Source organism: Flavobacterium sp. LC2016-01 (assembly GCF_009711135.1).
Taxonomy (GTDB): domain Bacteria; phylum Bacteroidota; class Bacteroidia; order Flavobacteriales; family Flavobacteriaceae; genus Flavobacterium.
The window spans coordinates 126,495-150,884 of the sequence record NZ_WMIC01000003.1 but is presented as its reverse complement, the minus strand read 5'-3'; the positions used below and the strand labels follow the sequence as shown (position 1 = coordinate 150,884).

General features: G+C 35.0%; 20 protein-coding genes. 11 read left to right on the top strand and 9 right to left on the bottom strand.

Features of this window, described 5'->3' with window-relative positions:
• Nucleotides 1-84: 84 nt before the first annotated feature.
• The 7 genes from GKZ88_RS07680 to GKZ88_RS07650 form a co-directional block, all read right to left on the bottom strand.
• Complete coding sequence (locus tag GKZ88_RS07680) at nt 85-1,701, bottom strand: sulfatase-like hydrolase/transferase (protein ID WP_155101796.1); 1,617 nt, start codon at nt 1,699-1,701, stop codon at nt 85-87.
• 163 nt (nt 1,702-1,864) lie between these two features.
• Nucleotides 1,865-2,581: a thioredoxin domain-containing protein gene (locus GKZ88_RS07675; protein ID WP_155101795.1), complete on the bottom strand. Its 717-nt coding sequence runs from the start codon at nt 2,579-2,581 to the stop codon at nt 1,865-1,867.
• Between the two features lie 75 nt (nt 2,582-2,656).
• Nucleotides 2,657-3,718, bottom strand: coding sequence for a sterol desaturase family protein (locus tag GKZ88_RS07670; RefSeq protein WP_155101794.1), 1,062 nt, complete (start codon nt 3,716-3,718; stop codon nt 2,657-2,659).
• A gap of 346 nt (nt 3,719-4,064) precedes the next feature.
• Nucleotides 4,065-5,999 carry an arylsulfatase gene (locus GKZ88_RS07665; protein WP_155101793.1) on the bottom strand — a complete coding sequence of 645 codons (1,935 nt, stop codon included), beginning with the start codon at nt 5,997-5,999 and terminating at the stop codon, nt 4,065-4,067.
• A gap of 11 nt (nt 6,000-6,010) precedes the next feature.
• Nucleotides 6,011-7,912 (bottom strand): arylsulfatase, encoded by a 1,902-nt coding sequence (locus GKZ88_RS07660; RefSeq protein WP_155101792.1) that lies wholly within the window; start codon nt 7,910-7,912, stop codon nt 6,011-6,013.
• Between the two features lie 28 nt (nt 7,913-7,940).
• Nucleotides 7,941-9,413, bottom strand: a complete 1,473-nt coding sequence (locus GKZ88_RS07655; RefSeq protein ID WP_155101791.1) for a RagB/SusD family nutrient uptake outer membrane protein — start codon at nt 9,411-9,413, stop codon at nt 7,941-7,943.
• 17 nt (nt 9,414-9,430) lie between these two features.
• Entirely contained in the window at nt 9,431-12,562 is a 3,132-nt protein-coding gene (locus tag GKZ88_RS07650; protein WP_155101790.1) for a TonB-dependent receptor, read from the bottom strand.
• 910 nt (nt 12,563-13,472) lie between these two features.
• Here GKZ88_RS07650 and glp point away from each other — a divergent pair.
• The 10 genes from glp to moaA all read left to right on the top strand — a co-directional run bounded on the left by glp (nt 13,473) and on the right by moaA (nt 21,486).
• A complete protein-coding gene (gene glp / locus GKZ88_RS07645) occupies nt 13,473-14,645 on the top strand; it encodes a gephyrin-like molybdotransferase Glp (protein WP_155101789.1) in 1,173 nt (390 codons plus the stop codon).
• Nucleotides 14,646-14,797: 152 nt separating this feature from the next.
• Nucleotides 14,798-15,544 (top strand): sulfite exporter TauE/SafE family protein, encoded by a 747-nt coding sequence (locus GKZ88_RS07640; protein WP_155101788.1) that lies wholly within the window; start codon nt 14,798-14,800, stop codon nt 15,542-15,544.
• Nucleotides 15,545-15,762: 218 nt separating this feature from the next.
• The gene (locus GKZ88_RS07635; RefSeq protein WP_155101787.1) at nt 15,763-16,335 is read left to right on the top strand and encodes a molybdenum cofactor guanylyltransferase; all 573 of its coding nucleotides are present in this window, start codon (nt 15,763-15,765) and stop codon (nt 16,333-16,335) included.
• 5 nt (nt 16,336-16,340) lie between these two features.
• Nucleotides 16,341-17,129 carry a uroporphyrinogen-III C-methyltransferase gene (gene cobA / locus GKZ88_RS07630; RefSeq protein WP_155101786.1) on the top strand — a complete coding sequence of 263 codons (789 nt, stop codon included), beginning with the start codon at nt 16,341-16,343 and terminating at the stop codon, nt 17,127-17,129.
• 2 nt (nt 17,130-17,131) lie between these two features.
• A complete protein-coding gene (locus GKZ88_RS07625) occupies nt 17,132-17,368 on the top strand; it encodes a MoaD/ThiS family protein (RefSeq protein WP_155101785.1) in 237 nt (78 codons plus the stop codon).
• Nucleotides 17,369-17,372: 4 nt separating this feature from the next.
• A complete protein-coding gene (locus GKZ88_RS07620; protein ID WP_155101784.1) occupies nt 17,373-18,440 on the top strand; it encodes a HesA/MoeB/ThiF family protein in 1,068 nt (355 codons plus the stop codon).
• Between the two features lie 29 nt (nt 18,441-18,469).
• Entirely contained in the window at nt 18,470-19,120 is a 651-nt protein-coding gene (locus GKZ88_RS07615) for a DUF3592 domain-containing protein (protein ID WP_155101783.1), read from the top strand.
• A 27-nt stretch (nt 19,121-19,147) separates the two neighbouring features.
• Entirely contained in the window at nt 19,148-19,585 is a 438-nt protein-coding gene (locus tag GKZ88_RS07610) for a molybdenum cofactor biosynthesis protein MoaE (protein WP_155101782.1), read from the top strand.
• Nucleotides 19,578-20,492, top strand: coding sequence for a bifunctional molybdenum cofactor biosynthesis protein MoaC/MoaB (gene moaCB / locus GKZ88_RS07605; RefSeq protein ID WP_155101781.1), 915 nt, complete (start codon nt 19,578-19,580; stop codon nt 20,490-20,492). Before GKZ88_RS07610 ends, moaCB begins: the two co-directional genes overlap by 8 nt.
• Entirely contained in the window at nt 20,479-21,486 is a 1,008-nt protein-coding gene (gene moaA / locus GKZ88_RS07600) for a GTP 3',8-cyclase MoaA (protein ID WP_155101780.1), read from the top strand. Before moaCB ends, moaA begins: the two co-directional genes overlap by 14 nt.
• A gap of 284 nt (nt 21,487-21,770) precedes the next feature.
• On the opposite strand, the gene GKZ88_RS07595 is transcribed toward moaA, so the two are convergent.
• Nucleotides 21,771-22,406: a hypothetical protein gene (locus GKZ88_RS07595; RefSeq protein ID WP_155101779.1), complete on the bottom strand. Its 636-nt coding sequence runs from the start codon at nt 22,404-22,406 to the stop codon at nt 21,771-21,773.
• A 313-nt stretch (nt 22,407-22,719) separates the two neighbouring features.
• On the opposite strand from GKZ88_RS07595, the gene GKZ88_RS22585 reads away from it, so the two are divergent.
• Entirely contained in the window at nt 22,720-22,851 is a 132-nt protein-coding gene (locus GKZ88_RS22585; protein WP_255474702.1) for a hypothetical protein, read from the top strand.
• Here GKZ88_RS22585 and GKZ88_RS07590 read toward each other — a convergent pair.
• A complete protein-coding gene (locus GKZ88_RS07590; protein ID WP_155101778.1) occupies nt 22,831-24,261 on the bottom strand; it encodes a rubredoxin in 1,431 nt (476 codons plus the stop codon). The genes GKZ88_RS22585 and GKZ88_RS07590 overlap by 21 nt on opposite strands.
• Nucleotides 24,262-24,390: the final 129 nt, after the last annotated feature.

Here is a 24,390-nt window from a genome sequence, read left to right as displayed (position 1 = left end):
AACCTTGTAGGTATTAATTATTAAAAAAAGCTAGAAATGCAAGACCTACAAGGTTTTAAAAACCTTGCAGGGCTTTGATCAAGATTACAAATCGACAAAGTATTTTTGTTTTCCAAAATCGAATTCATAATAAGTCAAATTAGGCCAAAGCGGCTTAATCAATCCTTTTTCCCAATTTTGCAAAGCGGTCTGAAGTTCTTTTACTTTTTCAGGATTTTTTGAAGCCAAATCTGTTGTTTCAGATTTGTCTTTAGCTAAATCATACAACCAGGTTTCGTGTGTTTTACCGCTTACAATTAATTTCCAGTTACCGCTTCGAATGGCTTTTGCATCGCCGGAACGCCAGTATAAATCTTTATGCGCTTCTTTATTATTGTTTACCACATCAATCAAATCAACGCCATCATAAACACGATCTTTTGGCAAGCCAGAACCCGTGACAGAAGCAATCGTGCTGAAAATATCAAGAGAACTTACAGGCATTTTATAAACGGTATGCGGTTTTATTTTTCCTTTCCACGAAAGTGCAAACGGAACATTGATACCGCCTTCAAAATGCGAAAATTTACCGCCTTTTAAAGGTGCATTTGTTGTCGCAAAAGTATAATCGGCACCACCGTTGTCACTGGCAAAAATGATTAAGGTATTGTCTTCTAAACCTTCTTTTTTGACTTTGGCTCTGATTCTTCCAATCGCATCATCAAGCGCGCTGATCATGGCATAATACACGCGTTTGTTTTCGTCTTTTACATTCGGGAAACGATCGTAATATTTTTTTCGGACCTGAAACGGCGTATGCGGCGCATTAAACGGAACGTAAAGCAAAAACGGTTTGTTTTTATTCTTGTCAATAAAAGCTTCTGCTTCATCAGCAAAGGTTTCAGTTAAATACGCTTTGTCATGTATAATAGTAGTATCTCGGCGAATTTGCCCAATTCCGACACGCCCATTTCCCCAAATCATTTTATCGGTAAAATCTTTATGATGATGATTGATAATATCCGGATTATCATCTTCTGGCGTGTAAAGTGAAAATGCCTGATAAAAACCATAATGATAATCGAAACCACGATCTAAGGGAAAAAAACCTTTATTATGACCCAAATGCCATTTACCAATAATGGCTGTGCTGTAACCTTCTTTTTTGGCCAAATCAGCAAAAGTAATTTCAGATTGTGGTAAACCTTGCGTGGCTATAGACGCTTCATTTGGGTAATTGATTTTTGCATTTAATCGCCAATTATTGGTATTGATTAAATATTTGAAAGCGTAATATTCCAAGTTATTTTTTGGATAACGGTCGCCCGGCTGATATTCGTGTCCAAAACGTTCCTGATAGCGTCCTGTAAGCAACCCCGCGCGTGATGGCGAACAAATGGAAGCTGATACATAACCATCTGTAAAAGTAACTCCTGAAGCGGCCAACGAATCAATCTGAGGCGTTGGAGCTGCTTTTCCTCCATATAATGAAATATCATATTTGCCTAAATCATCTGCCAGTAAAATGATAATGTTTGGCTTTTTTACTGAAGTTGAAGTATCTTTTTGTGCTAAGAATGCAGCTTTTCCCTCGGCTAATTTTTCATTTGGTTTTATTAATGTTCCGTCTGTGTTTATTGGCCAGAAAAGAAATACTGCTAAAAGGAAAAGTACAATTAAAATGGGTATAACAATCTTTGTTATTTTTTTATAGTTTGCCATGTTTTGGTAAGTTGTTTTTTGAATTTTTTGGTTTAGAGTTGTATTGGAGATTTGTCATCCTGAGGAACGAAGGATCACACTCGAGAATCGACAAAGATTGATCGCTTTACTTTGCGGAGTTTCTGGTGTGATCCTTCGTTCCTCAGGATGACAAAGATTGTGGTCATTTCGAAGCCAAAGCCACATCAACCTCATTCTTCAAATTTTCAAAACCTTCTTTTTTGAGAATGATTTTTCCATTTTGGTAAAGAATTAAAGTCGGGAAAACTTTTATTGTTTTCAAATCGGCGATGACTTGCGTGTTGTCTTCCAAATCAATTTCAATTACTTTCAAATTACTTCCGTATTGTGCTTTTATCGTTTCTAAAACCGGTTTGACTTTTTTGCAGGCACCGCAATAAACAGATCCAATATCAACTAAAACTGTTTTATTATCAGCAATAATTTTGTTGTATTCGGTTAAGGTTAATTTGCTTTTTGAATTAGCGAAAAACGGTTTTCCGCTTCCAATCCAGTTGGCGATGCCGCCTTCCAGACTGTACGCTTCTTTGAAACCTTTTTTTAATAAATCATCTGCCAGCCAAACACTTCTTCCGGCTCCTATTGAATAAGTAAAAACGGGTTTTGATTTATCTAATTTAGCAATTTTTTCGGCATAATCTTTTGATTCTAAGTTGAAATTTACAGCGTCCAAAATATGATTTAAAGCAAATTCTTCAGGACCTCTAGCATCAATAATCTGCGGTTTTTTTTCCGCTTGAATTTTGCTGTAAAAAACATCTAATGAAACAGTGTTCGAACTTTTAGTTTGTGAAAATCCAATGATTGTAAAAAGCAATATAAAGGTTGAAATGCTGTTTTTAACTATTTTATTTTTCATGATTTTTATATTTAAGAAACTGGCAGTGTATTCAAATTTAATTCTGAATACACTGCCAGATTGAATTTTGCATTTTTAAGATTGCGCCTGTTCGTAATAAACCGGACTTGGCTCAATAACTTCTGCTTTGGCTTTTAGAGGAAGTGATAATACACCATCGGCAAGCGGGCTTCCTTCTTTTTTAGATTTGAATATCGGCCATAAAAACTGCGCGTACCATTCTTCTTGTTTATATGATTTTGTTCCGTATGATTCTGGGAATTTACGAGTGATTAATCCCGTTCCGAAGATAACATCCCAAATGAAAAACATGTTTCCAAAGTTTCCTTTAAAGTGTCCAACGCCGTCTCCGCTAGTATCTGCGTGATGCGCGTGGTGTGTTGCAGGAGTAGAAATCAATCGTTCTAAAACCCATGCAATTGGATGCAAAACTCTGTATTTGTAAAATGGTTTATCCCAAGCAATACTTGAATGTGCGCCCAAAGTAATGAAACTTTTGATAACCAAAACAAATAAAGCTGGTAAACCTAAACCTAAATAAGTAAGCGTTGCAGTCAAATAAATTTGAGAAAAGAAAACCGTATAAATAAAGTTTTGTCTTGAAGCCATCGCCATTCCCATGTAAGGAGCAGAGTGATGAGTTCTGTGAAAACGCCATAAAAATGGAACTTGGTGATGTAATCTGTGGTACCAATATTGCGTTAAATCATCGGCAATTGCGATCAGGAAAAATCCTCCCCAGAAAGGAACCCACGAAAGTGTGTTAGCTAGATTCGGGATTAAATAAGGTAAAGCAGTCAAACTGAAAAATGCAATTACGGGTGGCAAAAGCAATTTTGGCGCTAGGAAACAAATAATATCAACTTTGCGTTCCTGTCCTGTCCATTCGTCGTCATATAAACCTGCGGTAAATTCGATTACGCCTAAAACCAGCATAAAAACCGTTAAGCCCCAAGTACGGATGTGCTCAAAAGCAGGTTTTGAAAACTCTAAAAAAGCAGGTAATGAAATGTGTGATTCGCTCACTAAATTATTGCTTAATTTAAAGTAAAGGAAAATTGCCACTACAGGCAAAGAATATATAAAAAGACTTATTAATAAATCTCTTGTCAGTTTTTCTCTTTGAACTATTGCCATGATTTCTTATTTTAAAAATTGATTAATTAATGCTAAACCTCCCGCCAATATGACCAGCGGAACTAAAAAAACAATCGCGCCCACGATGATTTTTTTTCCTATAATTTCATAGTCTACTCGTTTCATGATTTCTTATTTTTTATTGTGTGTTGTTGAAAACCAAAAAGTTATAAAGTGTAAATTTAAATTAAAAACTTTTAACTCTATGGAATTAGTAGTGTTTAAATTATTCTTTTTTTGTTATTTATTGTGATTTTAGAGAATTCTAAATCAAAATGTGTTTTTTGTGTTTTATAATGAAACCTACAAGGTTTTAGAAACCTTGCAGGTTTTGAAAATCACTATTTTAATGGCTACCACCAGCAGTAGTTGTACCTTCTCCTGGTTTTGTCACTTGTTTAATTAAATCTTGAAGACTTTTGCCTTTATCAGGACCAGTATTATGTATTTTTCTTGTGATTACATCCTGCCAGTCAATCAAGGGATAAACGTTGTTTTCTTTCGCTTGCTCATCAAATAATTTTTTAAGCTCGGCTAATTTTTCAGGATATTTCGCTGCTAAATTGTTGCGCTCGTTAAAATCTTCGTTTATGTTGTATAATTCCCAAACATCAGTATCAAAATTGCTTGGTGCAGGTGCTTGGTTTTTTCCGCCAGGTTTTATTGCAGTAAACGGATTTGCATGTGCTGCTCCGGCTTTCCAACCGTCTTTGTAGATGGCTCTGTTTCCAAAAATGTAGTAATATTGAACTTTGTGCAATGATTCCGCTTTAGCATTATCTAAAGAAGCATATAAAGACGAACCCTGAATAATATCCTGTTTCACATTTTTGATATATTCCGGTGCTTTAACGCCTACAATGTCTAAAGTTGTTGGCAATAAATCGGTTACGTGGCTGTATTGATTTCTGATGCCACCTTTGTCTTTAATTCCGTTTGGATAAAAAACAATCAACGGATTATGTGTTCCACCTTCAGACTGCGCATCTTGTTTCCAGTTTTTGAACGGAACGTTTGTAGCCTGCGCCCATCCTAAAGGATAGTTGGTGTTAAGACCTTTTGCAGTTCCAATTTCGTCAATATTCGCTAGGTTTGTCTTTAAATTTTGTTCGTCAGATACGCCTTGAGAAAACAAACTTTGGTTGATTGTTCCTTCAGTTGTTCCTTCTTTACTTGCTCCGTTATCACCAATCGCAACAAAAATTACAGTGTTGTCCAATTGTCCGCTTTCTTTCAAATAATTTACAACTCTTCCGACTTCATAATCAGTGTATGTTAAGAATCCAGCGTAAACTTCCATGAATCTAGCGTAAACTTTTTTCTGATCTGGCGTTAATTTTTTCCAATCTGTAATTAACGGATTACGTTCTGGTAATACTGCATTAGCTGGAATTACGCCCAATTTCTTTTGGTTCGCAATAACTTCTTCGCGGTAAGCATCCCAGCCTTTGTCAAATTTTCCTCTGTAAGGATCGCTCCATTTTGTAGCAACTTGATGAGGTGCATGTGCTGCGCCCGGTGCATAATACAAGAAAAATGGTTTTCCTGGAGCTGCTTTTTGCTGTTTTTGAATATAGCTGATGGCTTTATCTGTAATTAATTCGTTCAAATGACGTCCGTCTGGTGTCACGTGTACTTGATCTTCAACCAAATCTGGATTGTATTGATCAGTTTGAGAACCTAAGAATCCGAAGAAATGATCAAAACCTTTTCCAGTTGGCCATCTGTCAAACGGACCTGCATCTGTAGCATCTTCATCTGGCGTTACACCATATTTTCCAACAGCAAAAGTGTTATAACCGTTTTCACGTAAAATCTCTGCAATTGTTCCTTTATCAGAAGGAATTCTTCCGTCCCAGCCTGGGAAACCTGCAGATAAAATCGTGTGTGAAAAGCCACTAACATGCACTCTTCCAGAATTTCTTCCTGTCAATAAAGCCGCACGAGTTGGTGCACAAATTGCCGTTGTATGAAAGTTAGTATAACGTAGACCATTATTCGCTAACTGATCAAAAGTTGGCGTACTGATTAAACCTCCAAAAGCACTTGAAGCTCCAAATCCTACGTCATCTAATAAAATCCAAATTACGTTTGGTGCACCTTTAGGCGCTTTTACCGGTTCTGGCCAATATTCTTTTGAATCGGCTAAAGTTTTTCCGATAACTCCCTTAAATTCTTCTGGCTTATCTTGTGCTGTTCCTAATTGTGCAACTAGGAGCGCTGTAATCAAAAGCCCTTTTTTAGGACTTTTGATTAAACTGTTGTATTTAAAATTTTTCATAGTTTTATTTTTTACTTGTTTGCTTTGGTCAATAGTTCTTGGGCTGATTTTCCTTCTGTACCTGGCGTTTGATGTATTTTTCTCTGATAAACATCTGACCAGTCTATTAAAGGATATAAGTTGTTTTTCTTGGCTTGCTCATCAAATAGTTTTTTTAATTCGGCCAGTTTTTCAGGATATTTCTTAGCTAAATCTTTTTGTTCATTAAAATCTTCGTTGATGTTGTACAATTCCCAAACATCTTTGTCAAAATCAGCTTTTAAAAGACCTGCTTTTTTTGGATCGCTTAGAGCTTCTTTAGCTTCAATTGAATTTGGATGATGTGCCGCGGCTGCTTTCCAGCCATCGCTGTAAATTGCTCTAGCTCCAAAAATGTAATAATGCTGCACTTTATGAGAGGAGATGGCTTTCGCATCATTCAAAGAATTGTAAAAAGAATAACCTTGAATAGTATCTTGCTTAATTTCTCTGATAGATTCTGGCGCTTTAACTCCTAAAATATCCAGCGTTGTTGGCAAAATATCAATTACGTGGCTGTATTGTGTTCTGATTCCCGGAGTCTTAATTCCTTTTGGATAATAAACAATCAACGGATTATGAGTTCCGCCTTCTGAGTTGGCATCTTGTTTCCAATCTTTAAAAGGAACATTTGTTGCCTGAGCCCAGCCTAAAGGATAATTAGTGTATGTTTCAGGTGTTCCAATTTCGCCAATTCGGTTTAAATTATTTTGGAAAACTTTCTCGTCTGTTTCACCAACAACATACGTTTGTCTGTTGACAGCACCTTGTAAAGTTCCCTCTTTACTTGCTCCATTATCTCCAATTAAAACAAAGACAACCGTGTTTTCCAGTTGATTGATTTCTTTTAAATAATTAACCAATCTTCCAATTTCATAATCCGTGTAGGTAAGATATCCTGCATATACTTCCATGAATTTGGCATATACTTTCTTTTGATCTGGCGTTAATTTTTTCCAATCTGCGATAAGCGGATTACGTTCCGGCAAAACTGCATTCGAAGGAATAACTCCTAATTTCTTTTGATTGGCAATGGTTTTTTCGCGGTAAGCATCCCAGCCATCATCAAATTTTCCTTTATACGGATCGCTCCATTTTTGAGCAACCTGATGAGGTGCATGAACAGCGGCCTGAGAATAGTATAAAAAGAATGGTTTTCCCGGAGCCGCTTTTTGCTGTCTGGCAATATAACTGATCGCTTTATCTGTAATTTGTTCGCTTAGGTGACGCCCGTCAGGAGTAACGTGTGCTTGATCTTCAATTAGATCGGGTTTATACTGATCAGTCGCTGAACCTAAAAATCCGAAGAAATGTTCAAATCCTTTTCCGGTTGGCCAGTGATCAAAAGGTCCGGCATCTGTCGCTTCTTCATCCGGCGTTACTCCATATTTACCTACGCCAAAAGTGTTGTATCCTTTGTCACGTAAAATCTCAGCCACAGTTCCATTTTTTGAAGGCAATCTTCCGTCCCAGCCTGGAAATCCTGCAGACATAATCGTATGTGAGAAGCCGCCAACATGCACTTTATGAGAATTGCTTCCCGTCAATAAAGCCGAGCGGGTAGGAGCACAAATTGCAGTTGTATGAAAATTGGTATATCGCAATCCGTTATTGGCAAGACTTTCTAAAACCGGAGTTTCGATTAAACCTCCAAAAGCACTTGATGCGCCATAACCTACGTCATCTAAAATAATCCAAACGACATTTGGAGCACCTTTTGGAGCTGTAACAGGTTCTGGCCAATATTCTTTAGAATCGGCCAAAGTTTTACCAATTACACCTTTAAATTCTTCTGGTTTAGTTTGGGCAAAACCAAATTGTGCAAGTAAAACTGCAGTAATCAAAAGCCCTTTTTTAGGACTTTTGATTGATATGCTATTGTTATAATCTTTCATAATTTATGGTTTAATAGTGGTTGATTGGTTAATATCCAGGATTCTGAGGAAGACCTACAGGATCTATATTTCTTTCACTTTGAGGAATCGGATACAGATTATTTCTTTCAGAAACAGAATTTTTAGCCGTTACTTTTTTAATTTCGGTAACTAAAGTTCCCCAGCGAACAAGGTCAAACCATCTTTGTCCTTCCTGAACGAATTCTTTTTTGCGTTCTTCCTGAATTGCAGCTCTAAAAGTGGTTTGCGTTAAGCCAACTAAATCTACCGTTGCATCTGGCGTTGTAATTGGTTTTGCAAAAGCTCTTCTTCTCACTTGATTAATTAATTCATATGCTTCAGCAGTTGGCCCTCCTTGTTCATTTATCGCTTCCGCCAAAGACAATAAAATGTCGGCATAACGAATAACCGGAAAGTTGATTGCTACGTTAGAAGGAGTAGCCAAATTGGTTAGATCTAAGTATTTTTTGAAAATTGGTTTTGGAAAAGTGTAAATGTTCGCTGTACCAGGAATTGGCAATGTTTTAGCATAACTCACATCTCTTCTGGTATCTCCGGCCGCATAAATGTCATAAAACAAGGCTACATCTGAAATGATATCTGCAGGTTCTGTAGCAGTGAATCCTGTAAATGAAGTCGCTTGAAAAGTGCTTCCGCTTGATCCATTTCCGGCTTGATTTGGTTCAAACTGTACAGAGAAAATATGTTCTTTTCCGTTCTTTTTTGTTTTCGTAAAAATATCTTGGAAACTTTCGAACAGCGCATAACCGTATCCACCATTGATAACCTCTTTTGCTTTTGTAATTGCATTTGGCCAGTCTTTTCTTGTCAGATAAACTTTTGCTAAAATTGCTTTTGCAGCACCAGATGTTGCGCGTCCGGCATCAGTTGCTGGATAGGTTGCAGGCAGACTTTCAGCATCTTTTAAATCGGAAATAATCTGTGCGTAAACCTCGTCAACCGTTGCTCTTTTTGATTTTAAGCTTTCTAACTGAATAGAAGTTGGCTCATGCAAAACAATTGGAACGCCTCCCCAAAGACGAACTGCCTGAAAATACAATAATCCTCGGATGAATTTTGCTTCCAAAATCAATCTGCTTTTAACGGCGTCAGTTCCAGCCACTTTCGGAATATTATCAATAGAAACATTAGCTCTGTTGATTCCGGCATAAATTTGTCTCCAAGCCACCTGAACACGGTCTGAAGTCGCATCATGCGTTAAACTGCTCAAAGCTCTAACTTGTGGATTTGTTGCTGAGACTCCGGCTGCAGCATAATCTGTTGCCATATCAGTTAGGAAATATAGATTTCTTCCAAATAAACTCTGCTCTCCCGGATCTAAACTTAACGAAGCATAAACAGCAGTTACACTTGCTATAGCATCATCTTGAGTTTTAAAGTAATTATCTTCGGTTACAAAAGAGGTTGGTGTTACCTCTAAATCTGTGCACGATACAAATAAACCGGCACTTAATAGGAATGTTATAATGATCTTTTTCATTTTATATTTTTTTTTACTTAGAAAGTTACGTTCAAGCCCGAGATGAATGTTTTAGAGTTTGGATAAGAACCAAAATCAATTCCCGGATATAAGTTGTTTTGTTCGTATGAACTTACTTCTGGATCATAACCAGTGTATTTTGTCCATGTAATTAAGTTTTCTGCAGAAACATAGAATTTTACGCTTTTTGTTCCCAGTCTCTTAGAAACACTTTTTGGTAATGTGTAACCAAGAGTGATCAATTTTAGTCGTAAGAAAGAAGCATCTTCAACATAACGTTCTGACACTATACCTAAAGGTGAACTTGTAGCTCTCGGGATTTCATTGCTTGGATTTGTTGGTGTCCAACGGTCATCTAACGTTACATTAGCATTTGTTCCAAGTGTAGAAATTTCTAATTGCTGATTCAAAGCATTGAATATTTTTCCGCCGTAAGCACCTTGGAAAGAGAAATTCAAATCAAAATCATGATATGAAATTGTATTGCTGAAACTTCCAACAAATTTGGGCTGAGAAGTTCCTAAGTTTCCTTTGTCAAGAGCAGTAATTACACCGTCTCCATTTGTGTCAACATATCTTCTGTCACCCACTTTTGTGTTTGCCAAACTGTTGATTTTTGGCTGTGTATTCACTTCTTCCTGAGTTTGGAAAATTCCGTTTGTTCTGTATCCCCAGAAAGTTCCTAATGGCAATCCAACTTTTACAATTACAGGCTGTTGCTGAAGTAATGAACCATTTGGCACAACTGGAAAAAACTGATCTACACCGTTTCCAATCGCCGTTACTTTATTTTTATTTGTAGAAAAAACGAAGTTAGAATTCCATGAGAAATTTTCTGTTTTTATGTTTTCAGTAATCAAACCAATTTCAAAACCTTTATTTTCAACACCTCCAATATTTTGCAGTACAGTTGCATATCCTGAAGTCAATGGTACTGGAACATTGATTAACAAGTCTTTTGTTTTTTTGTAATAAACATCAAAAACAAAATTGATTTTTCGGTCTAATAATGATAAGTCTAAACCAACATTATACTGATTTGTTTTTTCCCATTTCAAATCCGGATTAGCTAATCGGGTAGGAGCAAGTCCTGTTGCTAGAGTTCCGCCAAAAGCATAATTTACAGAACCCATTGAAGCAAGTGAAAGGTAGTTTCCAATTTCTTGGTTTCCTGTTGTACCAGCTGTAAGTCTAAGTTTAGCTTCGGTTACACCTTTAATGTTTTTAGCGAAATCTTCGTCAGTAATATTCCAAGAAAATCCTGCTGATGGGAAATAGCCCCAAAGTGATTCTGATCCAAATCTTGAAGAACCATCGGCACGGCCTGAAAGTGTAAAGTTATATTTCCCTTGATAAGAATAATTTACTCTCGCTAACCATGATTTTAATACACTTTCGAATGCATCACTGTAAGGTTTTACCGGAACACCGTCTTGCAATGCATTATAAGTATTAGCATCATTTACAAAAGTTTGCGCTCCTGCATTTACAACTTCACCCTTTGTGTATTGAAGTGTATAACCTCCTAAAGCTGAGAATTTATGGTTGTCTCCAAAATTAGTATTGTAAGTTATTGTATTTTCATTTAAAACTGAACTTACTCGGCGGTCACCAACAGAGGCTAGACCTTTTACTCCCGCTCCGCTGGTAGTAGTAGCTGGTGCATAATAATTTTGTTTAGTATCAATTACGTCTCCGCTTACCGCAACTTTTGCAACCACTTCTTTGGTAATTTTATATTCGCCAAATAAGCTGGTTAAGATTCTGTTGATTTTAGTTTCATTGGTTGTATTTTCCAAATCATTAATTGGATTCGGAATGATACCATTAGTTGCCGTTGCGTAAGGATTATTAGTTAAGTTGTAACTTCCGTCTGTATTTCTGATTGGTACAACCGGTGGCTGATAAAGCGCAACCACTAAAGGATTTGGCTGTCTTCCAGCCGCAGCACCGCCATTTGTCCCAACGCCGTTTGAAGCCGAATTGGTATAATTGGCATTTACGCCAAATTTAAAATTCTGAGAATAATTTCTTTCATAATTAGCACGAAGAGAAATTCTTTTAAAATCAGTTGCAATTACAATTCCGTCCTGATCAAAATATCCTGCCGAAATCGTATATCTCGAACGATCATCACCGCCAGAAAAAGTCAATTGATGATTTTGTATTGGAGCGGCAGTTCTAAAAACAGCGTCTTGCCAATCATAACTTCCAGAAGTTTTAAAAGCTTCAATTTGGGCAGCAGTAAAAGAAGGTGCCTGACCAATACTTGCCTGAACATCGTTACGCAGACTTGCCCATTGGCTGGCGTTCATTAAATGCAGTTTTTTTGAAACATTTTGAAATCCAAAATAACCTTGGTATGAAATATTATCTTGTCCTTTTGTTCCTTTTTTTGTCGTAATAATAACCACACCATTTGCTCCTCTAGATCCGTAAATTGCGGTTGCTGAAGCATCTTTCAAAACTTCAATAGATTCGATATCAGCTGGATTAATTGTCGAAAGTACATTCACCGTTGCTCCCGCATTTGCTACACCTGCTGTACCATTATTATTGTCATTGTAAATTAAAACGCCATCGAGTACATAAAGTGGTTCGTTACCCGCTGTAATGGAGTTTCCGCCTCGAATACGTACACTTGACGAAGCTCCCGGACGTCCTGAACTTTGTGTAACTACAACACCAGGAATCGCACCGCGAAGCAAATTATCTGCAGATGAAGTTACTTGTGACAAATTTGCTTTTGGAACTGAAGCAACTGAACCTGTAATGTCTTTTCGTTTTTGAGATCCGTATCCAACAACTACAAGTTCGTCTAATTCCTGACGTTCTTCTTTTAAGTTGATCGTTACCGGATTTTTATCTACTACGATTTCAAGTTTTTTATATCCAATGTAGCTTACAATTAAGGTATAAGGTAATTTTTGACCAGTTTGAAAATAAAATTTTCCCTCAGCATCTGTTATAACGCCGTGTGTAGTTCCTTTAATGGTTACTGAAGCACCAATAATTGGCTGATTTGTAATGTCATCCACAACAGTTCCATCAAGTTTGGACTGGATAAGCGGGGTCGTATTCTGGGCATTAAGTCCTGCCGTCAGAAGCAAGAGAAATAATATTGAGTATATCTTTAAATTTTTTTTCATTTCTTTGTAATGGTTTAAGTAATTAACAAGGCGCCCTGAGCGTTGAATTTTCAACACTCTAATTGTTTCCTTGATTTAGTGATAAATGTTCTTTAAGCCTCGCCATTTCTGTTGCCGCAGAAATGGCTTTTTTTATTTACAGCAACAGGTTTGCATCTTTTTCATTTTAGTTTTTTTTTAGTTGTTAATTAGTTTCTTTTTAAAATAGGTGTATATTCAAAAATCGTCCAGAATGCACAATATGCATCAGCCAGATATTTGTATTTCAATAAATGTAATCGTGTGGTGAATATGGGTTTCGTTTTGATTTTTAGAATAAATCTGATAACGAATGAATTGCGTTGAGAATTAACAACAGAAGCACATATAACAACAATTGTTATAAGTATATTTTTTTTGAAGATTTAAATACGATATGCTTTTGGTTGTTTTCAAAATATAGTGTTTTTGGTTTTAAATACAATCTTAAACTCTACTAATCCTATAGACAAAGTTAATTTTAATATAATAAAAACCAAAAAAATATTAAGTTTTTTTTTAAAAGAGAGTGTGCTGTGAGGTGTTTTAGATTGATTATTTATATATAATTAATTGATAATCAATTTATTGAACACATGTTTTTGCATAAATAAAATGTTAAATATTTTTTCTAAAATAGCTCTAAATTGTAGTATTTTATACTTATTTTTTAGTTTTTTTAATCTCTATTTTTAAGCAAAGTAGAATAAAAAACAGCTCCTTAGATCTTCTTTTAGAGTATTTTTATAAAAAGTACCTCAATTTTTAAAGTTGATTTTGAATAAATTAGAGTAATTTTATAGACATTAAAATAAATTTTAATTTTTTATTCACCGTACTAATAAATACTTATATTTGTATTAAGTATTTGTACTTAGTTTTATATCTAGAAATGATAGAAGTTAATAAAGCCATTGAAATAATCGAAGCGAACAGTGCTAAAATGCCAACAAAGCATATTTCAATAAGTAAAGCGCTGGGATATGTTTTAGCAGAAAAAGTGATCTCGCCAATCAATATGCCTCCATTTCGTCAGTCGGCGATGGATGGATATGCTTTTACACACAGCATTCGTCATCAATATGATGTTGTGGGAATTTCTCAGGCTGGAGATCATGCGAATATAAAATTAAAAACAACCGAAGCGATCAGAATATTTACTGGCGCTTTTGTTCCAGACAGTGCAGATACAGTGGTAATGCAGGAACATGTGATGGCAAACAGTGAATCAATTTTAATAGCCGAAATGCCAGAGAAATTTTCAAATGTTCGCCCAAAAGGAGAACAGATTGCTAAAGATGATGTTGTTTTTGAAGCAAATACTTTAATTACTCCGGCGGCAATTGGATTTTTGGCAAGTTTAGGAATTACAGAAATTGAAGTTTACAAAAAGCCAAAAGTTGCCATTTTAGTTACTGGAAATGAATTAGTACAGCCGGGCAAAAAATTAAAAAAAGGCAAAATATTCGAAAGTAATTCGGTTATGCTCGAAGCAGGGCTGCAGACAATCGGAATTGAAAAAACGAAGGTTTACAGAGTAAAAGATAATCTGAAAGCAACGAAAAAAGCGCTTGCCAGCATTTTAAAAAAATATGATATTGTTCTCGTTTCGGGTGGAATTTCAGTTGGAGATTATGATTTTGTAAAAGAAGCATTATTGCAGAACAATGTACAAGAGCTTTTTTATAAAATCAATCAGAAACCAGGAAAGCCAATGTTCTTTGGATCTAAAAATGAAACTTTAGTTTTTGCGCTTCCGGGAAATCCGGCTTCATCGCTGACTAATTTTTACATTTATGTTGTTCCGGCGGTGAAAAATAAAATGGGTTTTTCTGAAATTCATAAACCGAAAGTGGTTCGAAAAATAAATTCGGAAATCAAAAATAACACGGGAAAAACGCTTTTTCTAAAAGCAAAATATGACGAAACAACAGTAACAGTTTTAGACGGCCAAAGTTCGGCAATGCTTAATACATTCGCGATAGCAAACAGTTTATTAATCGTTCCCGAAGATGTTGAACAATACAAAAAAGGTCAATTAGTTTCTTTATTGCCAATTGATTAGACCTTAGATTTAAGAAAATAGAAAATAGAATAAAGAGAATAGAATAAAGAGAATAGATTTTTGAGTATAAAGGATGAAAAGCAGTGTATAAATAAAAACATATAGCTTGTTAACTTGAAACTTGAAACAAAGAAAACCTGAAACAAAAAACAATGAACCTATTAAGTTCCGAAAACATACTATTATTCAGTTTTGCATTAATTGTTATTGCCTTTTTATATTCGAGTGTTGGTCATGGCGGTGCCTCTGGATATTTGGCTTTAATGAGCATTTTTGCTTTTCCAATTTCGGTAATGAAACCATCGGCATTGCTGTTGAATTTGTTTGTTTCGAGTATTTCGTTCTTATTTTATTATAGAAATAATTATTTCAAGCCAAAGCTCTTTTATCCGTTTGCAATTGCATCGATTCCAGCAGCGTTTATTGGCGGATTTATAACTTTAGACAACGCGATTTATAAAATTGTTTTGGGAGTTGTATTAGTTTTCGCGGCGTTAAGATTGTTCGGAATCTTTAATTTTAAAGAGAAAGAAGAAGTAAAAATCAATCTTCCAGTTGCATTGTTAATTGGTTTCGCAATTGGATTGTTATCTGGAATGCTTGGAATTGGCGGAGGAATAATTTTGAGTCCGATTTTATTGTTTTTAGGATGGGCATCGGTTAAAGAATCGGCGGCAGTTTCGAGTTTGTTCATTTTTGTAAATTCATTTGCAGGAATGCTGGGATTCTTTTTAGCAGGAAAAGCAATCCCAATGGAAAGTTTTTATTTAGTGCCAATTGCAGTTGTGGGAGGAATGTTAGGCGGATTTTACGGAAGCGGGAAATTTTCAAATAGAACTCTAAAAATGGTTTTAGGAACGGTTATTTTAATGGCAAGCATTAAATTGATTTTTCCTTGAAAACGAGAATAATTTTAAACACATAGAAACATAGATTTTTGACAATATTGAAAAAAAGATTTAAAAGATAACTTGTTATCACACATAGCTATGTTTGTTCATAGAAGTGAAACGCCTTTAAACACAAAGAAAAACTATGTTTCTATGTGTTAAAAAAATGACAAAGATTGGCAAAACTTGAAACTTAAAACAAAGAAAAACCTGAAACAAAAAAAGTCATGGAAACACTAACAGTATTTATTCTTTGCGGAGGAAAAAGCTCCAGAATGCAGTCTGAAAAAGGATTAGTGCTGTTTCAGGATAAACCATTTATTGAACATATCATTCAGGCGATTTTGCCTATTACAGATAAAATAAAGCTGATTACAGCTTCAAAAGAATACGATTATTTGAAGTACGAGAAAATCCCAGATTTAATTTTAGATAAAGGTCCGCTGGGCGGAATTTACACCGCTTTATCACATTCTGAAACCGAATTTAATTTGATTTTGAGCTGTGATATTCCTTTGATTTCAACCGAATTATTGCAGGAATTGATTTCAAAACATACAGAAGAAGCCGGAATTACAGTTTTTGCTTCTGAAAGTAAAATGCATCCGCTGATCGGAATTTATTCAAAGAAAATTGTTCCAATTATAAAAGAATCAATCGATTCAAACGAATTAAAAATGATGGATCTGCTGGCCAAACTGCCACATCAGATTATAAATATAGAAGAAAGTGAAAACTTTTATTTAACCAATATTAATTCGGCCGACGAATTAAATGATTTGAATATCAATTTAACGTAAAGACTATGCGAAATTTAAAAACACCAAAATTGACTATTGTAGGCGCAGGTCCGGGCGATGTTGAATTGATTACTTTGAAGGCAATCAAAGCTTTAGAAAGCGCTGATGTTGTTTTATACGATGCTCTGGTTAACGAAGAATTATTAGAATATGCCTCAAATGCTGAAATTGTTTTTGTTGGAAAACGTTTGGGCTGTCACGCCTATACACAAGATCAGATTAACGAATTGATTGTTTCTATGGCGAATCGTTATGGACATGTAGTGCGCTTAAAAGGCGGTGATTCGTTTGTTTTTGGAAGGGGAAGTGAAGAAATTGATTATGCTGTAAAATTTGGTTTAGAAACTGCTGTAGTTCCAGGAATTTCTTCGGCTTTAGGTGTTCCGGCCGCTGCGGGAATCAGTTTGACACAGCGCAAAATTGCCGAAAGTTTTTGGGTTATTACCGGAACAACTTCGAATCATGAACTATCGAAGGATATTCATTTGGCTTCTAAATCGGCGGCAACGGTGGTTATTTTGATGGGAATGCATAAATTAGAAGAAATTATTTCTATTTATCAACAAAACAGAAATGACGATCTGCCAATTGCCATAATTCAAAACGGAACCAAAAATTCCGAGCAAAAAGTAATCGGAACTATAAACACAATTACTAAATTGGTATCCGAAAATAATATTTCATCACCGGCTATAATTGTGATTGGCGAAGTAGTGAAAAACACATCAAAACTGACAGCATATTTTTGGGAGCATTTTGATGACGAATTTATTTTTCAGAATTTAAATTTATAAAAATGATCGAGATTAAATATTTTGGAGCTGTAGCTGAAAAAACAAAATGTGAATTCGAAAAGTTATCTTTTTCTGAAGTATCACTGCAAAAATTATTGCAGGATTTAGAGGAAAAATATGCATTCGAATCGTTGACTTTCAGCGTTGCAGTAAATCAAAAAATAGTTTCAAAAACAAAAGAATATCAATTGCAGACCAGCGATGTTGTAGCTTTATTGCCTCCATTTGCCGGAGGATAAAAACATGAATTCAGATAACCGATATAACCGACAAATCATACTTCCCGAAATAGGAGCGGAAGGCCAGCAAAAATTATCAAAATCAAAAGTTTTGGTGATTGGTGCCGGAGGTTTGGGCGCTTCAATTCTGCCTTATTTGGCTTCGGCTGGAGTTGGTAAAATTGGAATTGTAGATGATGATGTTGTCGAAATTTCAAATTTGCATAGACAAGTTATTTACAAAACTTCGGCTGTTGGAAAATCGAAAGCTGAAGAAGCAAAATTGATGATTTCAGAATTAAATCCTGAAATTGAAGTAGAAGCTTTTTCTGAAAAATTATCGGGTAAAAACGCCATTTCGTTATTTGAAAAATATGATATTATTGTCGATGCAACAGATGATATTTCGATTAAATATTTAATAAATGATGCTTGTCTGGTAACCAATAAACCAATGGTTTACGGATCTATTTTTAGATTTCAAGGACAAGTTTCGGTCTTTAATTATCAAAATGGACCAACGTACAGATGTTTGTATCCGGACGAAAATTCGAACGCTTTAAATTGTGAAGATGCAGGTGTAATTGGAATTTCGGTTGGAATTATTGGTATGTTTCAAGCCAATGAAGTTTTGAAAATAATTCTCGGAATTGGAGCGGTTTTAAGCGGAAAAATATTGGTTTATACTATTCTGAACAATGAACAGCAGAAATATGATTTTGATAAAAGTGATTTTCAAAACATTAGCAGAGAAACATTCGAAGAAAAATACAATAAAGCTCAGGTTGAAGAAATAAGTTTTGAATCTGTTTTGAATGAAATAAATAAGGATGAAGCTTTATTTTTGGATGTTAGAAATGAAGACGAATTGCCAAAAATAAGTTTGAAAAATCAAATCCAAATTCCGTTAATGAATTTGGAAAATGAAATTGAAAAATTGGATAAAAACCAAACAATTTATGTTTTCTGTCAATCTGGAATCAGAAGTAAAATCGCAACAGAATTGCTTCAGAAGAATCAATTTAAAAATGTAAAAAGTATTGTTGGCGGTGTTTTGGGAATGAAACAACTAGTTGGAAAAATAAAAGTATAAATATAAACATTAGTAGACGAGATTAATTTATGACAGAAAACGAGACTTGGATTGTCACTAAAATGAAAGGTTATGGTTGTATTGGAGTATTTTTTCTGCCATTTATATTAGTTGGTATTTGGACTTTGGGTTATAGTTTAAATAATATTTATAATTCTCAAAAAACAGGAGATTGGACTAAAGTTCCTGCCACTGTAGCGCATATAAAGTTGGATTATGATAATGACAGCGATGGTGGTGATGGCACATATGAAGTTAAAATTGGGTATAAATATAAAATTGGTAACAAAGAATTTTTGGGACATAAAATTGCCATTGGATATTCAGGTGGTAATGGAAAAGAGCATGTTGCGTTATTTTCTAAATTAGAAAATGCAAAGAAAATAGCTGTATTTGTTAATCCTGACGATAGTTCTGAAGCTATAATTATTAAAGGGATTAATAATTCTATTGTTGGAGTTTTAGTATTTTCGATAATGTGGAATTCATTCATTTCTTTTTGTTTAATTCCCTTATTTTTGAAAAAGGGGGCTAAATTTAATGTAAAGTATGCATTTATTGCATTTGCAGTAATATGGGTTACTGGTTTTTATTTGTTATTTTCAGATAGTATTAAAATTCATTCTGAAGATAAAATTGAAGTTGTTGAAAGCAAGAAAATAAGTGATACAGATGTATAGCCTGAAATTGGTTAAATTATAAAAAAAATGAGTAAAAATGTATTTGTAGAAGGGCCAATTGCTCCTGAATTTATAGCCGAATCGATTGCGAAACATCAATCAAAACATACGATTGGGGCGCACAATATTTTTTTAGGACAAGTTCGTGCTGATGTAATTCACGATAATACAGTCGTGGCGATTGATTATTCCGCTTACACCGATATGGCGAATGAAGCTTTGTATGCAATTAGAGAAAAAGCTTTCGCTAAATTTGATTTAACCTGTATGCACATTTATCATAGTTTGGGCATAGTAAAAGCTGGCGAAATCTGTTTATTTGTGTTTGTTTCGGCAACGCGACGCAAACAAGTTTATGAAGCAACAGAAGCCATTGTAAACTGGATTAAAACTGATGTGCCGATTTTTGGCAAAGAAATGTTTGAGAACGATACATTCACCTGGAAAGAAAATACAAATGGTTGATATTACGCATAAAATAAGCACTTTAAGAAAAGCCACTGCAACTGCAATTGTAAAAGTCAGCAGACAAGAAACGATTGATGCTGTGGTAAATAATCTTGTGCCAAAAGGAAATGTGCTCGAAATGGCAAAAACGGCTGGATTATTTGCGGTAAAAAATACGCATTTATCTATTCCGGACTGTCATCCAATTCCGATTGAATTTACTTCGGTTGAATATATAATTGAAGGATTAGAAATTCAGATAATTTTCAATGTAAAAACCGTTTACAAAACTGGAGTTGAGGTGGAAGCTATGCATGGTGCGTCGATTGTGGCATTGACAATGTACGATATGCTGAAACCAATTGATAAAGAAATCGAAATTTCAACCATCAAATTAATCAATAAAGAAGGCGGAAAATCTTCTTTCAAAAATAAATTTCCGAATGCAATAAAAGCAGCGGTTTTTGTTTGTTCTGATTCGGTTTTTGCGGGCGATAAAGAAGATCATTCTGGAAAGACAATTGTAGAAAAACTAGATTCTTATGGAGTTGAAACTTCTCATTATGAGGTTATTCCAGATGAGTTCGATGTAATTCAAGAAAAAACAAAGGCTTTCGCCAAAGAACATCAATTAGTGATTTTCACTGGCGGAACGGGTTTGTCACCAAGAGATGTTACACCAGAAGCTTTAGAACCAATTTTAGAAAGCAGAATTCCGGGAATTGAAGAAGCCATTCGTAATTACGGGCAACAGAGAATGCCGTACGCAATGCTTTCAAGAAGCGTAGCTGGAACTTTAGGCAAAAGTTTGGTTTTGGCGCTGCCAGGATCTACAAATGGTGTAAGAGAATCAATGGACGCTGTTTTTCCGCACGTAATGCATGTTTTTCATATTTTAAAAGGTAAAAATCATGACAGCCTCTAACACAATTTTGACGGACGGTTTTGGGCGCAGACACAATTACCTGCGTATTTCGTTGCTGGAAAAATGCAATCTGCGTTGTACGTACTGCATGCCGGCCGACGGAATTGCGCTTTCTCCAAAAGCCAGTTTAATGACGGCCGATGAGATTTTTGGTATCGCTCAAACTTTCGTGCAAAATGGTGTTGACAAAATTAGATTAACTGGAGGAGAACCTTTGCTGAGAAAAGATTTTCCAGAAATTGTTGCAAAATTAGCCGCTTTAGATATTTCACTTTCTATAACTACTAACGGAATTTTAATTGACCGTCACATTGATGTTTTAAAACAATTTAAAATCAAAAAAATCAATTTGAGTTTAGATACTTTAGTTTCGTCTAAATTCGCTTCTGTGACGCTCAGAAATCAGTTTGAGAAGGTTGTAGGTAATCTGCATTTGCTTTTGAATAACGATTTTCAGGTGAAAGTGAATGTAGTTTTGATGAAAGGTTTTAATGATAACGAAATTGTAGATTTTGTAAAACTGACTCAGTTTTTGCCCATTTCTGTTCGTTTCATTGAGTTTATGCCGTTTGCCGGAAACGAATGGGACAGAAGTAAAATGGTTTCACAAAATGAGATTTTATCTCTAGTCGGAAATGCTTTTTCCGCTGAAGAAATTCAAAAACTGGAAGAGGAAAAAAACTTTACTTCGAGAAATTATAAAATAAAAGATTTTCAAGGTGATTTCGGAATTATAAGTTCGATTACCAATCCGTTTTGTGACAGCTGTAACCGAATCCGTTTGACGGCTGACGGGAAAATTAAAAATTGTCTTTTTTCTAATTCTGAAACCGATATATTAACGGCTTTTAGAAATGGCGAATCGATTACGGATTTAATTTCTCAAGCTGTTCAAAATAAAAAGAAAGTGAGAGCTGGAATGGTTACGATTGATGAAATGGATGACCCTGCAAAACATTTTGATAATCGCAGTATGATTGCGATTGGGGGGTAGGAGTTAATTGTTAATTGTTAATTGTTAATTGTTAATTGTTAATTGTTAATTGTTAATTGTTGATTGTTGATTGTTGATTGTTAATTGTTAATTGTTAATTGTTAATTGTTAATTGTGACTCATTACTATACGATCTTCTTTCGAAGCCTTTGGATTGCTTAGGATGATAGGGCGATTGTCAGGCTGAGCGAAGTCGAAGCCTTAACCGCATAGTTTTTTCATTCTTCGTTCCTTAGAATGAAAAAAAGGTTCAACTTTATAAAAGTCAAACCTTCTTCAAATTATTATTTTTTCTTTTTAGCTTTATCTTTCTTTTTAGACTTTGCTTTCTTTTTAGCAATTTTCTTAGCTTTCGCTTTATCCTTTGCTTTTTTAGCTTTTTCTTTTTTCTTAGCAGCAGCTTTTTGTTTTGCTTTTTTAGCTTTTTCTTTCTGTTTGTCTTTTTTAGCTTTATCTTTTTTCTTAGCTAATTTCTTTTTCTCTTTTTCCTTTTCTTTATCTTTCACTTTTTTGGCTTTTTTAGCAGCTTTGTCTTTTTCAGTTTTAACCGCTGGATTAGTATTTTCTTCTTTTGATTCAGTAACTGCTGTTTTGTCTTCTGGCTTTGCAGCTGGTGTTAAGACTTTTTTTGCTGGGGCTCTTCGTACAGTTGGTTTTGGCGAAGTAGCAGCTGCAGTTTTTACAACAGCTTTAGCAGGTGTTTTTACAGTCGAGGTTGTTGCAGTTTTTGCGACAGTTGCAGTAGGAGCTTTAGCTGCTACTGGCTTTGCAGCTGTTGTTGCTTTTACAGGAGCTTTACGAACTGGCGCTTTTTTTACTGGTGTATTTTCAGCTTTTGCAGTTTCAGCAACAGGTTGAGCGGTTTCAGTTTTTGGAGAATCGATTTTTTCTGGATTTGTCTCTTCAGTTTTGTTTTCCATATTTTCAGTGCTTTTAAGAAGATTAATATTAACAATGTAACTAAATTGTTAATTTACAGTTAAGTAAAGATAATTATAAAACAAGTCTCCCAATGTTAAGTTTTCTGTTAAAATTTAACGTTAAACAACTGAAATTTAAATATTTGTGTTTTTTGGTAAAATAAAAAAGTAAAATCTCTTAACAATTCTACTTGGAAAAAAGAGGTGTAATTGTGAATTGTGAATTGTTAATTGTTAATGGTGCAACTTTAAACCTGAAACTTGAAACTTGAAATCTGAAACCTGAAACCTGAAACATTTCAAATAAGTTTTAATGAAAATGACTGTCCTAGCCCTGATGGGAGCGGCATCCTTTTATGGTGGGGTTCACCATAAAAGATACAGCGGACAGCAGGAACAGCTCCTTAAAATTATGATGAAACTATTAGTTCTTTACAATTTCTAAAATCTTAAAATTGCTTTTTGGGGCTTCACATAAAGAGCAGCAATAGTTTTCGTCTAAATCTGTAAATAAAATGCCTTTTGGAATACCTTGACTTTCATCGCCATACTCTGGTTTATAAAGTGTTAAGCATTCTTGGCATTGATAAATGTCTAATTGTGGTTTTTCTTTTTTCTGTGTGTTTTCGGTTGTCTCTGCTGTTGAATTTCCGAGTTCGTCGAAGTATTTTCGGCTTAATTCAATTAAAATTGTTGGCAGTTCCAATTTGTCAATGTCTTGTGAATGAACAATGTATTCACGTGTATTTGGGTCGAAATTCTTCGCAAACAACACATTGTAAGTATCTCTGATTTTAATCGATTCTAATGCGGCTGGAAGTTCGTTTTTTTCGATGACAATCGATGTGAAATAATGCCCATCACGGTTGTATTCTGAAATTCCGAAATTAAGCCCGTAAGTACTGATGTCGAATTGATCGAGCGTGCGGACCAAAAATGTTTTAAGATTAAGCGCCCATTCCATTGCAACGGGCAAATGCCAGTTTAATTCCAACAAGGAATGACGAACGTTGATGCCTCGTTTGCCTAAGAATTTTTCCCATTCGAGTTTTCGATCTTTCGGAATTCCTTTGATGATGAATGATTTCCAAGGCGTAATACAAATTTTCCCGATTTTGCATTCGAAACATAAATCGCACATTTCTTTTAGAAAATCTAAATCATATAAATTGTTTCGCCAATAAAGTCCAAGCCAGTATTGATCGATTCCCAAGCGGTTCATTCCTTCGTAATACGGAAAAGGATAAAACGGAATATGCAGCGGTTTATCAATTGTTCGGTTATTGGTGTCTAGAGCTTCGCTTACTAACGTGAAAAGCAGTTCAATATCTACAGCTTCATCTTCGGATATTTTTTCAATTTCGTAATAAATTTTAGCTAAATCCCAGCTGTAAATCAAAACAGGATAAACTTCCATTTTCTCCCATTTTGGAAGACGAATATATAAGTACCAATAATCTTCGTGCTCTGAAGCGATAAAATTTAAATGTCCTGTAAATAAAGGAACTAATTGCTGTTTTGGATCAGTTATATTGACTTTTAGTTTTGGCTGTTCTTTAAATTCTTCCAAAACATATAAAAACCTATTTCCAGTTAGCCAATTGGTATTTCTAAAAATATCTGTCGAAACATAGGAAGAAACAATATTATTCCCGCTTTTTTGATCTGGATAAACAAAATGATGTTTGCCCAAAGTTGTTTTGTCTAAAGATTTAAAGCCTTTCGGGAAAATAATATCCTGTCTCGAACCAAAAGAAATAGAATCTAGACCTTCGTCTAAAGCAATATTTACTACTTCTCGCAGTTCTCCTGGCGAAATAACGCCTCCTTTTACTATTAATCTTGTTAGTTCCATTTTTTTTTGTTTCAAGTTTCAGGTTTCATGTTTCATGTTTCAAGTTTTTCTCGAGCTTGTCAGGCTGAGCGAAGTCGAAGCCCTTTAGGTGTAGCCCTTCGACTTCGCTCAGGGTGACATTGTTTTGTT

Coding starts and splice junctions, on each gene's coding strand:
- GKZ88_RS07620 (WP_155101784.1), top strand. CDS start 17,373: ATGAATTCAGATAACCGATATAACCGACAAATCATACTTCCCGAAATA.
- GKZ88_RS07615 (WP_155101783.1), top strand. CDS start 18,470: ATGACAGAAAACGAGACTTGGATTGTCACTAAAATGAAAGGTTATGGT.
- GKZ88_RS07665 (WP_155101793.1), bottom strand. CDS start 5,999: ATGAAAAATTTTAAATACAACAGTTTAATCAAAAGTCCTAAAAAAGGG.
- GKZ88_RS07670 (WP_155101794.1), bottom strand. CDS start 3,718: ATGGCAATAGTTCAAAGAGAAAAACTGACAAGAGATTTATTAATAAGT.
- glp (WP_155101789.1), top strand. CDS start 13,473: ATGATAGAAGTTAATAAAGCCATTGAAATAATCGAAGCGAACAGTGCT.
- GKZ88_RS07650 (WP_155101790.1), bottom strand. CDS start 12,562: ATGAAAAAAAATTTAAAGATATACTCAATATTATTTCTCTTGCTTCTG.
- cobA (WP_155101786.1), top strand. CDS start 16,341: ATGCGAAATTTAAAAACACCAAAATTGACTATTGTAGGCGCAGGTCCG.
- moaA (WP_155101780.1), top strand. CDS start 20,479: ATGACAGCCTCTAACACAATTTTGACGGACGGTTTTGGGCGCAGACAC.
- moaCB (WP_155101781.1), top strand. CDS start 19,578: ATGGTTGATATTACGCATAAAATAAGCACTTTAAGAAAAGCCACTGCA.
- GKZ88_RS22585 (WP_255474702.1), top strand. CDS start 22,720: ATGAAAATGACTGTCCTAGCCCTGATGGGAGCGGCATCCTTTTATGGT.
- GKZ88_RS07680 (WP_155101796.1), bottom strand. CDS start 1,701: ATGGCAAACTATAAAAAAATAACAAAGATTGTTATACCCATTTTAATT.
- GKZ88_RS07675 (WP_155101795.1), bottom strand. CDS start 2,581: ATGAAAAATAAAATAGTTAAAAACAGCATTTCAACCTTTATATTGCTT.
- GKZ88_RS07655 (WP_155101791.1), bottom strand. CDS start 9,413: ATGAAAAAGATCATTATAACATTCCTATTAAGTGCCGGTTTATTTGTA.
- GKZ88_RS07610 (WP_155101782.1), top strand. CDS start 19,148: ATGAGTAAAAATGTATTTGTAGAAGGGCCAATTGCTCCTGAATTTATA.
- GKZ88_RS07640 (WP_155101788.1), top strand. CDS start 14,798: ATGAACCTATTAAGTTCCGAAAACATACTATTATTCAGTTTTGCATTA.
- GKZ88_RS07635 (WP_155101787.1), top strand. CDS start 15,763: ATGGAAACACTAACAGTATTTATTCTTTGCGGAGGAAAAAGCTCCAGA.
- GKZ88_RS07590 (WP_155101778.1), bottom strand. CDS start 24,261: ATGGAACTAACAAGATTAATAGTAAAAGGAGGCGTTATTTCGCCAGGA.
- GKZ88_RS07595 (WP_155101779.1), bottom strand. CDS start 22,406: ATGGAAAACAAAACTGAAGAGACAAATCCAGAAAAAATCGATTCTCCA.
- GKZ88_RS07660 (WP_155101792.1), bottom strand. CDS start 7,912: ATGAAAGATTATAACAATAGCATATCAATCAAAAGTCCTAAAAAAGGG.
- GKZ88_RS07625 (WP_155101785.1), top strand. CDS start 17,132: ATGATCGAGATTAAATATTTTGGAGCTGTAGCTGAAAAAACAAAATGT.